5 protein-coding genes are annotated in these 14747 nt (G+C 76.3%); all 5 read left to right on the forward strand.

Going from position 1 to position 14747, the window contains the following annotated elements; translation table 11 throughout:
• Positions 1–306: 306 nt before the first annotated feature.
• The 5 genes from AC3EUV_RS25245 to AC3EUV_RS25265 are packed head-to-tail and all read left to right on the forward strand — an operon-like array spanning position 307 to position 14744.
• Complete coding sequence (locus AC3EUV_RS25245) at positions 307–7497, forward strand: SDR family NAD(P)-dependent oxidoreductase (protein ID WP_435603993.1); 7191 nt, start codon at positions 307–309, stop codon at positions 7495–7497.
• The gene (locus AC3EUV_RS25250) at positions 7490–12361 is read left to right on the forward strand and encodes a type I polyketide synthase (RefSeq protein ID WP_435603960.1); all 4872 of its coding nucleotides are present in this window, start codon (positions 7490–7492) and stop codon (positions 12359–12361) included. The genes AC3EUV_RS25245 and AC3EUV_RS25250 overlap by 8 nt, the downstream gene beginning before the upstream one ends.
• Entirely contained in the window at positions 12351–12668 is a 318-nt protein-coding gene (locus AC3EUV_RS25255; protein WP_432143723.1) for a phosphopantetheine-binding protein, read from the forward strand. Before AC3EUV_RS25250 ends, AC3EUV_RS25255 begins: the two co-directional genes overlap by 11 nt.
• 7 nt (positions 12669–12675) lie before the next feature.
• Positions 12676–13479, forward strand: a complete 804-nt coding sequence (locus tag AC3EUV_RS25260) for an alpha/beta fold hydrolase (protein WP_435603961.1) — start codon at positions 12676–12678, stop codon at positions 13477–13479.
• 2 nt (positions 13480–13481) lie between these two features.
• Positions 13482–14744 (forward strand): glycosyltransferase, encoded by a 1263-nt coding sequence (locus tag AC3EUV_RS25265; RefSeq protein ID WP_432143809.1) that lies wholly within the window; start codon positions 13482–13484, stop codon positions 14742–14744.
• The last annotated feature ends 3 nt before the right edge of the window (positions 14745–14747 follow it).

Here is a 14747-nt window from a genome sequence, read left to right on the forward strand (position 1 = left end):
CAGTTGCGTTGACAGTGCACGGGGGTGGCCTCACGATGCAACGCGGCATCAGCGGTGGCTACCGCTGGTTACCGCAGGTGGCAGTGGTCAGCGTGTTCGCCCCCGGCAGAAGGAGCGCCCGTGGTCCCCCGGCCCCCGTTCCCCGGCACCCCCCTTTCCAGAACTACCGGCCCGGACGCTCCGCCCGACGGTCCGGAGTCCGGCGGGCCTTCCGGCTCCGGGCCCGCCGCTGCCGCCCGGACCGCCGGTGCCGCACACCCGGGGACCGCTCCCGCCGGGCCCGAGGCCGCCGGCCGCGATCTCGTCGTGGCGCTCTCGCCGTTCGAGGAACCGGGCGAGCGGATCGTCCTCGCGGCCGCCCGCGCGGGCGCGCTGGGCCTGCTGGACCTCGGCCGGGACCCCGGCCCGGCGCACGCCGCGCTCGCCCGGCTCGACGGGCTGTCCCACGGCGTACGGATACCGGTGGGGTGCCCGCTGACGCCCGCCGATCTGCCCGTGACGGTCGACACCGTGCTGCTCGCCGACCCACGGGCCTGGGCCGCCGCCGAGCCGGAGGCCGCCCACGGCCCGGCACCCGGGCGGCCGGCGGACTGGGCCGACGGTGGGCGGCGCCGCGTCTGGGCCGAGGTCACCACCCCTGAGGAGGCCGCCGCAGCGTGTGCCGCCGGGGCCACCGCGCTCGTCGCCCGCGGCCATGAGTCGGGCGGCAGGGTCGGCGAACTCACCACCTGTGTCCTGCTCCAGCGCCTGCTGGCCGACCCGTCCGTGACCGTCCCCGTCCTCGCAGCCGGGGGCATCGGCCCGCACACCGCCGCCGCGGCCGTGGCCGGCGGGGCGGCCGGTGTGCTGCTCGACTCCCAGCTCGCGCTCACCACCGAGGGCGAGGAGCGGCTGCCCCGGGCGGTCGCCGCCGCGATCCGCGCCATGGACGGCAGCGAGACCACCCTCGTCGCGGGCCACCGGGTCCTCTCCCGCCCGGACCTCCGCCCGCCCGTGGTGGGCGGCGAAGCCGGGGAGGCGCAGGACGGGGGAGCGGACGGCGGGGGAGCGGAGGCCGGAACCACCGGCCCCGCCACCGACCCCGGCCCCGCCGCCGGCCATGGCCCCGCCACCGACGCCGATCCCGCCCGGATCGCCGCCCGCCTCGGTGCCCGGGACCTGCGCACCCAGCTGCTCCCCATCGGCCAGGACGGTGCGTTCGCCGCCCGGCTTGCCGCCCGCCACCGCACCACCGGCGGCATCGTGCAGGCCGTACGGGCCGCTCTCACCGGTCATCTCGACGCCGCGGCGCGCCTGCGCCCGCTCGCCCCCCGCCCCGGCGCCCGCCATCTCCCGGTGGCCCAGGGGCCGATGACCCGGGTCAGCGACGAGGCCGCGTTCGCCGCGGCCGTGGCCGACGAGGGCGGGCTGCCCTTTCTCGCGCTCGCCGTCATGGACGGCACACAGGTCCGCCGGCTGCTGGCCGAGACCGCCGAGCGGCTGGGCGAACGGCCCTGGGGCGTCGGCCTGCTCGGCTTCACCCCGCCCGGACTGCGACGCGAACAGCTCGCCGCGGTGGCCGAGTTCGCCCCCGAGTACGCCCTGATCGCCGGGGGCCGGCCCGCCCAGGCCGCGCCCCTCGAAGCGGCCGGGACCCGGACCTACCTCCATGTCCCGGCGCCCGGACTGCTGGAGCGCTACCTCGCCGAAGGCGCCCGCCGGTTCGTCTTCGAAGGACAGGAGTGCGGCGGACACATCGGCCCCCGGGCCAGCTTCCCCCTGTGGGACGAGCAGATCGAGCGGCTGACCGTACATGCCCGTACGCACGGCGGGACGGCCGAAGGGCTGGACGTGCTGTTCGCGGGCGGTATCCACGACGCCCGCTCGGCCGCCATGGCCGCGGCCGCCGCCGCCCCGCTCGCCGAACTCGGCGCCCGTATCGGCGTCCTGATGGGTACCGCCTACCTCTTCACGGAGGAGGCCGTGGCCACCGGCGCCGTCCTCCCCGGCTTCCAGGACACCGCCCTGGCCTGCGACCGGACCGTACTGCTGCGGACTGCCCCGGGACACGCCACTCGCTGCGCCGACACCGCCTATACCGAGGACTTCGCCGCGGCCGACCGGCGCCTGGCCGCTCACGGCACCGACCCCCGGGCCCGCTGGGAGGAGCTGGAGCGGCGCAACCTCGGACGGCTGCGGATCGCGAGCAAGGGCCTGCGGCACACCGACGGCGGGCCGCCCGCGCCCGTGGGGGAACGCGACCAGCGCCGGGAGGGCCTGTACATGCTGGGCCAGGCCGCCACCGCCCGCCGCGCCACCACCACCGTCGCCGCGCTGCACACCGCCGTGACCGACGGCGCCACCGCACAACTCGCCGAGCAGGCCCGGGAGTTCCGGCCACCGGCCGGACAGCCGGAGCGGGACGCGGCGCCGCTGGACATCGCCATCGTCGGCATGGCCTGCTGCTATCCCGGCGCGCCCGACGCGGCCCGCTACTGGTCCAATGTGGTCACCGGTGTCGACTCCGTCACCGAGGTGCCCGCCGACCGCTGGGACGCCGCCACCTACCACGACCCGGACCCCGCACGGGCGGGCGAGCGCACCCCGTCGCGCTGGGGCGGCTTCCTGCCCCCGCTCCCCTTCGACGCCCTCGCCCACGGCATCCCCCCGGCCTCCCTCACCGGCATCGAACCGGTGCAGCTGCTCGCCCTCGACGCCGCCGCCAAGGCCCTGGCGGACGCCGGATACGCCGGCCGGGACTTCGACCGCGCCCGTACCAGCGTGGTGTTCGGCGCCGAGGCGGGCACCGAACTGGCCGGCGCCTACGGGCTGCGCGCCCTGCACCCGGCCTACCTCGGCGACCTGCCGCCCGCCCTCGACGCCGAGCTGCCCCGGCTGACCGAGGACTCCTTCCCCGGCGTGCTCGCCAATGTCATCGCCGGACGCATCGCGAGCCGCCTCGACCTGGGCGGCGCCAACTGCACCGTGGACGCCGCCTGCGCCTCCTCACTCGCCGCACTCGACCTGGCCTGCCGCCAACTGCGCGACCACGACGCCGATATGGCGCTGTGCGGCGGCGCCGATCTGCACAACGGCATCAACGACTACCTGATGTTCGCCTCCGTACAGGCACTGTCCCCCACCGGCCGCTGCCGGCCCTTCGACGCGGCGGCCGACGGGATCGCGCTCGGCGAGGGCGTCGGCTGTCTGGTCCTCAGACGCCTCGCGGACGCCGAACGGGACGGCGACCGGATCTACGCCGTCGTCAAAGCGGTCGGCACCTCCAGCGACGGCCGGTCCCTCGGGCTGACCGCCCCACGGCCCGAGGGCCAGCGACGGGCCCTGGAACGCGCCTACGACCGGGCCGGGATCAGCCCCGCGCACGTCGGCCTCCTCGAAGCCCACGGCACCGGAACCGTCGTCGGCGACACCACCGAACTCGCCGTCCTCACCGAGCTGTTCGAGGCCGCGGGCGCGGCACCGGGCAGCTGTACCCTCGGCTCGGTCAAGTCGCAGATCGGGCACACCAAATGCGCCGCCGGCCTGGCCGGACTGATCAAGGCAGCGCGGGCGGTGCACGCCGGAGTGCGGCCGCCGACCCTCCATCTGACGCGGCCCGCCGAGGCGAACACCGGCCCGTTCCGCTTCGACACCGGACGCGCCCGGCCATGGCCGGTCCCCGTGGCACGCCGTATCGCGGGAGTGAGCGCCTTCGGCTTCGGCGGCACCAACTACCACGCCGTGCTCGCCGGTTACGACGGCGCCCCGGAACCCGCGCACGCCCTCACGGACTGGCCCGCCGAGCTCTTCTGCTTCCGTGGCGCCGACCGGTCCGCCGCCGTACGCGCCATGGACCGTCTCGCCGCGCGGCTGGCGGCGAACGACCAGGCCGGACGCCCGTGGCCGCTGCGCGACCTGGCCGCCGAGACCGCGGCGGCGGACGGGCCGGTCCAGGTCTGCGTGGTGGCCGAGGATCTCGACGATCTCGCCGCCAAGCTGGTCCCCGCCCGCCGGTTCACCGCCACCGACGGCGTCCACCCGCGCCTCCGCGACGCCGACCCCGGGCTGCTCGCCTTCCTCTTCCCCGGCCAGGGCAGCCAGCGCACCGGAATGCTCGGCGAGCTGTTCCTCGCCTTCCCGGCGCTGCGCGGCCTGCTGGACGCCGCCGATCCGGACTGCGTCGCGGCCATGTTCCCGCCCGCCGCCTTCACCCCCGAGGACCGGGCCGCCCAGCAGACCGCCCTCACCGACACCCGGGTCGCCCAGCCGGCGCTCGGCCTGGCCTCCGCCGCCGCACACCGGCTGCTCACCAGCCTCGGAGTACGCCCCGACTGCACGGCGGGACACTCGTACGGCGAGCTGACCGCCCTGTGGGCCGCGGGCGCCTATGACACCGCGGCGCTGCTCCGGCTCAGTGCGCGCCGCGGCGAGGCGATCCTCTCGGCCGCCGGCGACGACCCCGGCGCGATGGCCGCCGTCGTGGCCGCACCGGACCGGGTACAGGAGCTGACCCGCGACACCGGTGTCGTCGTCGCCAACCACAACGCACCCGAACAGAGCGTGATTTCCGGCCCCACGGACACCGTGGAAGCGGCCGTGGCGGCGCTGCGCACGGCCGGCACCGAGGCGCGCCGGCTGCCCGTCGCCTGCGCGTTCCACAGCCCGCAACTCACCGCCGCCCGCGACACACTCGCCGCCGAACTGGCCGCGACCGAGGTCACCGCGCCCGCCCTCCCGGTGTGGTCCGGTGCCACCGCGCGCCCCTACGCCCGCGAGGCGTCCGCGGTGCGGGACACCCTGGCGGGCCAGGTCGCCGCGCCGGTGCGCTTCGTCGCGCAGATCGAGGACATGTACGCCGCCGGGGTGCGCACCTTCGTGGAGGCCGGTCCCGGCCGGGTGCTCACCGGTCTGGTCGGGCAGATCCTGGGCGAACGTGCGCACACCGCCCTCGCGCTGGACGTACCGGGCGAGTCCGGGCTGGCCCGGCTGCCACACGTCCTGGCCCGGCTCGCCGCGGCCGGGGTTCCGGTCGACCCGGAGGCGCTGTTCCGCGGCCGCGCGCAACTCCTGCCCGACGCGCCGCCCCGCCGCCCGGGGTGGCTGGTGAACGGCCACACGGTGCGCACCGCCGACGGCGCCTGCCTGCCTGGCGGACTGCGCCCGGCCCGGCGGGTGGACACCGGGCGGGTGGACACCCGGCGGAGCGAGGAGGGCGTGGTGCGGATGGTGGGCGGGGAGAGCGCAGCGGTCGGCGGTGGTGGTGCGGCTGCCGGTGGCGGTGTGGCCCCCGGTGGCAGTGCGGCTGCCGGTGGCGGTGCGGCTGCCGGGGACGCCGCCCGGCGCGACGCCGTGCTGGAGTATCTGCGTACGACGCGGGAGCTGGTGGCATCCCAACGGGATGTGGTGTTGCGGTACTTGGGGGAGGCTCCTGCGCCCGTCCGGCCGGTCGAGTCGGCTTCCGTGCAGGAGTGGGGCGGCCCGCCGTATACCGAGGCTGCCGGGGCCGGGGCCGGGGCCGGGGCCGGGGCCGAGGTCGGAGATGGGGTCGGAGCTGGGGGCGGGCCCGTGATTGCCGCCGACACCGCCGCCGCCCAGCCTCCCGCCACCGGCCCACGGCCACTAAGCCCCGCCGAACTCCTCGATGCCGTAAGGGAGATCATCCACCAGCGGACCGGCTACCCCCACGAGATGCTCGACGCCGGGCTCGACCTGGAGGCGGACCTTTCGGTGGACTCCATCAAGCGCGTGGAGATCGTCGGCGCGCTGGCCGACCGGATCGGACTGCCGCAGGACGCGGACGGGGCCATGGAGTCGGCCGTGGAACAGCTCGCCCGCGTCAAGACCATCAGCGGCATCGTCGACTGGATCGCCGCCGCCCGCCCGGAGCCTCCGCCGACGCCGGCCGAAAGCGTGCCCGGGCCGGCCGAAGCCGGGCCCGCCCCGGTCGCTCAGGTAGCTCCGGCCGCGCCGGTGCAGCCCGCAGCGTCCGCGCCCGCCACCGGAGCACCCTTCGCCCCGGAGGAGGCATCTGACGTCGGCCCGGTGCCGCTGCGCCCCACCCGTTCCCTGGTCCGGGTCACCCCGCTCGGCCCGCCCGCGGCAAGGCCGCCCGCCGAGGTGGTGGCGGGCAGCGACTTCGTCGTGGTGGAGGACGGTCAGGGCGTGGCGCTGGCCCTCACGGCCCTGCTGGAGAGCCATGGCGCACGGGTACGCACCGTCCCCGCCGAGCGGTTGGAAGGGTGCGCCGCCGACGGGACCGGCGGAGTGGTGGACCTGAGCGCCCTGCGGGCGGGCCGCGGCGCCGCATTGCCCGGACAGTTCGCGGCATGGCGCGCCGCCCTGACCGGTGGGGCCCGCCGTCTGCTGCTGGCCACCGCGGCCGGTGGCACCTTCGGCCAGGACGCCACCGCGGACGCTCCCGACCCGCTGCCCGGTGCCGGGCTGCGCGGCTTCGCCCGTACGGCCGCCCTCGAATACCCCGACGTCCTGATCCGCGCCGTGGACCTCGACCCCAAGGACCGCCCGGAACGCATTGCCGCCCACCTCCTCGCCGAACTCTGCGCCCCCGGGGAGCCGGTCGTCATCGGCCGTACCAACGGCACCCGCACCACCCTGCGCACCGTCCCCACGCCCCTGCCGGACGACCGGACCGACCCCGGCCGGCCGTCGCTCGGCGCCGGTTCCGTGGTGCTGCTGACCGGCGGGGCGCGCGGCATCACCGCCCGTACGGCCCTCGCCCTGGCCCGCGCGCACGGGTGCCACATCGAACTCCTCGGCCGGACGCCCCTGATGGAGACCCCTGAGGACCCGGCCCTCGCCCATGCCCATGACCGCATCGCGCTGCGTGCCGCGCTGCTCGCCCAAGGGCTGCGCAGACCCGCCGAGATCGAGGCGGCCGCCGGCGCAGTGCTGGCCCGCCGCGAGATCACCGCCACCCTCGCCGCCCTGGCCCCGTTCGCCGCCTCGGTGCGTTACCACGCGGCGGATGTCAGCGACGAAGCCGCCGTACACGCCGTGGTGCGGGACATCCGGGCCCGGCACGGCCGCCTCGACGGGATCGTGCACGGCGCCGGCACCCTGGCGGACAAGCTGCTGCGCGACAAGGACCCGGCCTCGTTCGCCCGGGTCTTCGCCACCAAGGTCGACGGTGCCCGCCATCTGCTGTCCGCAGTCGGTGACGACCCCGGGTTCCTCGTCCTCTTCGGCAGCGTCGCCGGGGTCTTCGGCAACCGCGGCCAGGCCGACTACGCCGCCGCCAACGACGCCCTGGACACCCTCGCCACGGCCTGGTCGGCCCGCTCGTCCCGGCGCGTCCTGGCCGTGGACTGGGGCCCGTGGGCGGCCGAGGGCGGCGGCATGGTCACCCCCGAACTGGCGCGCGCCTACGCCCGACGGGGCATCCCGCTCCTGGATCCCGACGCCGCGGCCGACGCCCTCCTGGACGAACTGGCCCACGGTACGGCGGCCCAGGTCGTGCTGGCGGCGGAGGCCGGCGGGGAGAGGACGGGCGATGAGTGAGGGGCCCGCCCGGCAGACCGGGCCCCGGCCCACGGACGCCGCGATCGTCGGCATGGGGGCGCTGTTCCCCGGCGCCGAGGACCTCGCCGCGTACTGGCGCAACCTGGTGGCCGGTACCGACTGCATCACCGATGTGCCGCCCGGCCGCTGGGACCCGGAGATCTACTACGACCCGCGGGCCGCCCAGGGCCCCGCCCGCAGCGACCGCTTCTACTGCCGCCGGGGCGGCTTCCTGGACGGGCCGGCCGCCTTCGATCCCACCCGCTTCGGCATCATGCCCGCCGCCGTCCGGGGCGCCGAGCCCGATCAGCTGCTCGCCCTGCGCACCATCACCGACGCCATCGCCGACGCGGGCGGTGAAGAGCGGCTGCCCGCCGACCGCTCCCGTATCGGCGTCATCCTCGGCCGCGGCGGCTTCATGGGCGTCGCCACCGCCCGGCTCGACCAGCGGGTCCGTACGGCCCATCAGCTCGCCGTGACCCTGCGCGAACTCGCTCCGGAATTGGACGAGTCGAGGATCGCGGCCGTACGGGAGGCATTCCAGGCGAGCCTCGGCCCCGAACAGCCCGAGGCCTCCATCGGCCTGGTCCCCAGCTTCACCGCCGCCCGCACCGCCAACCGACTGGACTTCCGCGGCCCCGCCTACACCCTCGACGCGGCCTGCGCCTCCTCCCTGCTGGCCGTGGCACAGGCCGTCGATCTGCTGGCCGCCGGCCGCTGTGACCTCATGGTCGCCGGAGCCGTGCACCACTGCCATATCGCCACGCTGTGGAGCGTCTTCACCCAGCTGCGGGCGCTCAGCCCCACCCAGCACATCCGTCCCTTCGACCGCCGGGCCGACGGCACCCTGCTCTCCGAAGGCACCGGTGTCGTCCTCCTCAAGCGCCTGGCCGACGCCGAGCGCGACGGCGACCGGGTGTACGCGGTCATCCGCGGCACGGGAGTGGCGGGGGACGGCCGCGCCGCCGGCCTGATGAGCCCGCGGCCGGAAGGCCAGATCAGCGCGCTGTCGCAGGCTTGGTCCGGCGCCGGGCTCGACCCCGCACACCCCGCGGCGCTCGGCCTGCTGGAGGCCCACGGCACCGGGACCCCGGTCGGCGACGGCATCGAACTCGACACCCTGGCCCGGGTGTTCGGCACACCCCGCGCCGGCCTTCCGCCGGTCGGCCTGGGCTCGGTGAAGTCGATGCTCGGCCACACCATGCAGGCCGCCGGGATCGCCGGACTGATCAAGGCGGCACTCGCCGTCCACCACCGGACGCTGCCGCCGACCCTGCATCTGGACGAACCGCACGAGGGCCTGGCACGGACCCGAATGCGTCCGGTCACCGAGGCCGAGCCGTGGGACGCCGGCCGGACACCGCTGCGCGCGGCCGTCAACGCCTTCGGCTTCGGCGGCATCAACGCCCACACCGTCCTGGAAGAGGCCCCGGGCCGACGGACCCCGGCGGCGCCGGCCCCACACGGGACGCCTCCGCTGTGGGCGGCCGAGCGGGCGGTGCGGGGGGCGGCTCAGCTTCGTACGGCCGAGCGGGCGGCTCAGCTCGGTACGGCCGAGCGGGCGGTGCAGGGGGCGGCTCAGCTCCGCACCGCCGAGCGGACGCCTCGGCTCCGCACCGCCGAGCCGGAGCGCGCCATCCTGCTCGCTGCGGACACCCCCGCCCAACTAGCCGACGCTTTACGGGACATGGAGGTGCGCGGCACCACCGAGGACACCACCGGGGCCCCCGCGCACGACGACGGCCCCTGCCGGCTCGCCCTCCTCGACCCCACCCCGCAGCGCCGCGCCCTCGCCGCCAAGATCCTCGCCCGTGGCCTGCCCTGGCGGGGCCGGGGCGAGGTGTGGTTCACCCCGGCCCCGTTCTTCGGCCCGTACGCCCGGCAGGAGGGCGCGCGGCTCGCCTTCCTGTTCCCGGGGCTGGAGGCGGAGCCGCCGCCCCGGGTGGACGACCTCGCAGACCGGCTGGCCCTGCCCCGGCCCGCGGTCTCCGGCGGCACCGGTCTGGTCGAACGCGCCGTGGACAGTCTCGCCGTCGGCCGCCTGCTCGCCCGCGCCCTGGACGAACTGGGCCTCGCCCCCGACCTGTTGACCGGCCACAGCCTCGGCGAGTGGACCGCCATGGTGGTCGCCGGAATGTATCCGCCCGAGGCCGTGGACGCCTTCCTCGACTCGCTGCGGCCCGGCTCGCTCGCCGTACCCGACCTGGTCTACGCGGCCCTGGGCTGCGGCGCCCCGCAGGCGGCCGCCGCGCTCGCGGGCCTGGAGCGGATCGCGGTCAGCCATGACAACTGCCCGCACCAGTCGGTGATCTGCGGAGCGCCGGAGCCGCTGGCCGAGGCCGTCCGCAGGCTCACCGGCCAGGGCGTACGGGCCCAGGAGATGCCCTTCCGCTCCGGCTTCCACACCCCGATGTGGGCGCCCTACCTCCATCAGACCGGCACCGCCTTCGATGCCCTGCCGCTACGGGACCAGCGGCTCCCCGTATGGTCGGCGACGACCGCCGCCCCCTTCCCGGACGGCCCTTCCGCGATCCGCCGGCTGGTACTGCGGCACCTCCTGGAACCGGTCCGCTTCCAGGAGCTGACCAGGCGGCTCTACGAATCGGGCGTCCGCGCCTTCGTCCAGGCAGGCGCCGGCAGCCTCACCGGCTTCGTCTCCGACACCCTCCACGGCCAGGACCATCTCGCCGTCGCGGCAGCCGACCCCCGCCGCGACGGCCCCGCCCAACTCCGCAGACTGGCGGCCGCGTTGTGGACCGAGGGGCTGAACCCACGGTGGGACCGGCTGGCACCGTCGCGAGGCCCCGCCCCGGCCGGTGACAGCCGCCCCACGGCCCGGGCGCGGGACCACGCGGGGAACCGGGTCACCGGCCCCGCAGCGGTTCCGGCGGGAGCCGGTGCGGCGGTACGGCTCGACCTCGACTCGCCGCTGGTCCGCCTCGGCGGAGGGACGCCCGGCGGCCTGGCGCTCGTGCCTGCCGACTCGCCCCCACCCCCCGCCCCCACCCCCGCCCCCTCCCCCGAAGGGGGAGGAGGGGGAGGGGGCGGGGGAGCGCTACCGCACCTCCGAGGCGGAGGGAGCGAGGAGGCGCTACCGCACCTCCAAGGGGGCGAGGAAGCCCTGCCGCACCCCCGCCCCACCGCCGCCGAACCGCTCCAACAGGCCCTGGACGCGGTCCTCGCCGAAGCCCGGGCCGCCGCCCGGACCGTGGCTGCCGCTGCTGCCACCACGTCCCTCCCCTCACCCCCCACCCCACCCACCGCCCATGCGGCACCCACACCCGCTCCACCCCCCACCCCCCACCACACCCACCGCCCCCTCTCCCTCGAGACCCTCCCCTACGTCCGTGACCACTGCGTCTACCTTCAGCCCGAGGGCTGGCCCGAGCCCGCTGACCGGTTCCCCGTCGTCCCCATGACCACGTTGCTGGAGCTGGCGGCCGAGGCGGCCCGGGAGGTGTGCCCCGGGGGCCTGGTCACCGGCTACTCCGACGTACGGGCCCTGCGCTGGCTGGCCGTTGCGCCGCCCGTCGACCTGCCGGTGAGCGCCACCCCCGACGGGGACGGCCGGGTGCGGGTGAGTCTGGGGGACTACGCCGCCGTCACCGTCCACCTGGCGGCGCGGCACCCGGCTCCGCCGCCCCCCGACCCCGCGGGCCTGACGGCGGGGCGGCCGGCGCCGGTGAGTGCGGAGGCGCTCTACCGGGACCGGTGGATGTTCCACGGGCCCGCGTTCGCCGGGGTCCACGAGGTCAGTACGCTCGCCGCCGACGGCATCCGCGGCACGCTGCGCGCCCTGCCCGCCCCGGGTGCCCTGCTGGACGCCGCGGGGCAGCTCCTCGGCCACTGGATGCAGCTGAAACTGAGCGGCGACCGGCTGGTGTTCCCCGCGTCCCTGGAACGCGTACGGCTCTACGGCCCGCCGCCCCGGGCGGGCGCGCTGCTGGCGGCCACCGCCCGGATCCGTGAGGTCAGGGGCGGTTCGGTGCGCGGCGAGGTGGAGTTGTGCGGCGCCGACGGCCGTGTGTGGGCGCGTCTGGAGGGCTGGACGTACCGGCGCTTCGGTGCCGATGAGCGGGTGTGGCCGATGAAGTTCACCCCGGAGGTGTGCGGTATCGGGGAGCCCCGTCCGGGCGGTTGGTGTCTGGCCCGGCGCCGCTGGTCGGACCCGGCCTCGCAGGAGCTGGTGATGCGCCGCTATCTGGGCGCGGCCGAGCGGGCCCGCTACGAAGGGTGTGCGCCGCGCGCCCGCGCGCCCTGGCTGCTGGGCCGGATCGCGGCCAAGGACGCGGTGCGGGAACTGTTGTGGGAGTCGGGTGCGGGGCCCGTCTTCCCGGCCGAGATCCGGATCGGCACCGACGGGCACGGCCGCCCCTGCCCGGAGGGCCCGCTTGCCCACGGCCTCCATCTCACGCTCGCGCACAAGGACCGGCTCGCCGTCGCCCTCGCCCACCGGTCGGGCCCGGTCGGCATCGACATCGAGCGGGTCACCGACGATCCGCAGGCCCTCGAACGGATCGCCCTCTCCCCGGCCGAACGCCGCCTGGCGGACGACCTCCACGCACGGCATGCGCCCGGGCACACCGGCCGCGCCTACTGGCTCACCGCACTCTGGTGCGCCAAGCAGGCCGCGGCGAAGGCGGCCGGCGGCGGCCCCGGCCGGCGGCCGCTGGAGTGGGCCGTGACGCCCGCACCGGGCGGCGCGCTCCGGGTGGTCTCCCCGGACGGCCGGCCCCACCTCGTCCACCTCGACTCGGTCGATGACCTGTCCGGGCGCCATGTCGTCGCCTGGACCGGGCCGCGGCCCGAGGACCGTACGGGCACCGACACCCTCACTCCCACGGAGGCCACCCATGGCAGCTGATCCGCTCCCCGAGCGCACCCGGACGATCCTGGCCGAGATCACCGACATGCTGGTGAGCGTCGTCGGCGACGAACTTCTCGTCGTGGGCGAGATCACCTGCGCCACCACCTTCAATGACGATCTGGCCCTGGAGAGCATCGAGTTCGTCGCGCTGGCCGAACTGCTCCAGCAGCGCTACGGCACCTCGGTGGACCTTCTCGGCCTGCTCGCGGAGAAGGACATCGACCAGATCCTGGCCATGACGGTCGGCGAACTCGCCGCCCATATCGACCGGGTCACCGTCGCCGACCCGGCCTGCGCGAGCTGACCGCGCCATGGCCCTCACACCCGCGGGCGGGCTGCGCCTGCACACCCAGCGGCTGCCGGGCCACGGCGGCCCCCGGCCCGACGGCTCCACCGTCGTCTTCGTCCACGGGCTGGTGATGGACAACCTGTCGAGCTTCTACTGCACCCTCGCGGGCCCCGTTTCCCGCGCCGGTCACGACGTGCTCCTGTACGACCAGCGGGGGCACGGCCGCAGCGACCGCCCGCTGACCGGCTACGACCGGGCCACCTCGGTGGCCGATCTCGTCGCCCTGCTCGGTTCCCTGGGGCTCGACCGCCGCCCGGTCCATCTCGTCGGCAACAGCTACGGCGGCGCGCTGGCGCTGCACACCGCCCTCGTCCGGCCCGATCTCGTCGCCTCCGTCGTCCTGATCGAGGCCCATCTGACCGGGGACTGGATCGAGGACATGACCGACACCCTCTCCGTCGCGGCTCTCGGCCTCGAACACCGTTCACTGGCAGGGGAGTTGGCCGCACTCGGGCGGCGCAAGGAGGCCCGGCTGACCGCCGCCGCCGACGCCCTGCTCAACCACACCACCCTCATCGAGGACATCGCGGCCGATGCGCCCTTCACCTCCCGTGACTTCGCCCGGCTGCGTTGCCCGGTCCTCGCCGTCTACGGGCAGCATTCCGAACTCGTCCCAGGAGCACGCGAGTTGGCGTTGAGTGCGGCGGACTGTGAGCTGTGTGTGCTGCCCGGGGTGGGGCACACCGTGCTCAACGAGGCCACCGAGGGGCTGTGTGACGCGCTGCTGGGCCGGCTCGGCGCACCGGCCGGGGCGGTGGCCCGATGAGAGTGCTGTTCGTCGTCCCGCCGCTGGCCGGGCACGTCAACCCCACCCTCGCCGTCGCCGCCGAACTCACCGCGCGCGGCCACCAGGTCGCCTGGACCGGCCCCGCCGCGGCCGTGACGCCCCTGCTCCCCACGGGATCCCGGCTCTACCCGGCGGGAGACCGGAACGCGGCCGGCGGCCAGGAGCTGGGCGGCGCGCGATGGCGCGATCTGCGGGGCATCGCCGCCCTGCGCTTCCTCTGGGCGGAGGCCCTCATCCCGCTCGCCCGCGCCATGCTGCCCGGAGTGCACGCCGCCGTGGAAGCCTTCCGCCCCGACATCCTGGTGACCGACCAACAGGCCCTCGCCGGGCCGGTGGTGGCGCGCCGGCACGGCCTGCCCTGGGCGACCTCGGCGACCACCTCGGCGGAGATCGTCCGGCCGTTCGACGACTTCCCGAAGGTGGGGGAGTGGGTGAGCCAGCGCATTGCGGCACTGCTCGCCGAGTGCGGTGCCCCCGGCGGCTGGGACCCGCGCTTCTCCCCGCACCTCGTCCTGGTCTTCTCCACCCCCGCGCTCATCGGTGACGACGGCCCGGAGCGCACCCAGGACGCCGGGCCCGTCGGCGCCGCCGGGCGGTACCCGCCGCACTACGCGTTCGTCGGCCCCGCCTTCGGCGCCCGCCCGGCCGGCGGCGACTTCCCGTGGCGCCGGCTCGACCCCGGCCGCGCCCGGGTGCTCGTCTCGCTGGGCACCCTCAACCGCGCGGCGGGCGCCCGCTTCTACCCCGCGGTCCTGCGCGCCGCGGACGCCCTCGCGGACCGGGCACAGCTGATCCTGGCCGCCCCGGGCGACCTCGCCGGCGACATCCCGCCGCACCTGCTGCACCAGGAGTACGTCCCCCAGCTCCAGCTGCTGCCGCACCTCGACGCGGTGCTGTGCCACGGCGGCCACAACACCGTGTGCGAGGCGCTCGCCTACGGGCTGCCGCTGGTGGTGGCACCCGTACGCGACGACCAGCCGATCGTCGCCCGCCAGGTGGCCGAGGCCGGAGCGGGGGTACGGGTGCGCTTCGGCCGCGCACGTGCGGACGAGCTGCACCAGGCCCTGTCCGCCGTGCTGGACGACCCCGCCCACCGCCGTGCGGCCCGCCGTATCCAGGCGTCCTTCGCCGCGGCGGGCGGCGCCGCCACCGCCGCCGACCGCCTGGAGAAGCTGCGGCCCGGACCGCGCCCCGGCCCGGCCGCACCCGGCACCGCCCCGACCGACAACGAGAAGGGACCGTGAGCC

This window comes from Streptomyces sp. bgisy130 (assembly GCF_057708345.1).

Bases quoted from the DNA above. Each gene is read 5' to 3' on its own strand.
- AC3EUV_RS25250 (WP_435603960.1), top strand. From the start codon at position 7,490: ATGAGTGAGGGGCCCGCCCGGCAGACCGGGCCCCGGCCCACGGACGCC.
- AC3EUV_RS25255 (WP_432143723.1), top strand. From the start codon at position 12,351: ATGGCAGCTGATCCGCTCCCCGAGCGCACCCGGACGATCCTGGCCGAG.
- AC3EUV_RS25260 (WP_435603961.1), top strand. From the start codon at position 12,676: ATGGCCCTCACACCCGCGGGCGGGCTGCGCCTGCACACCCAGCGGCTG.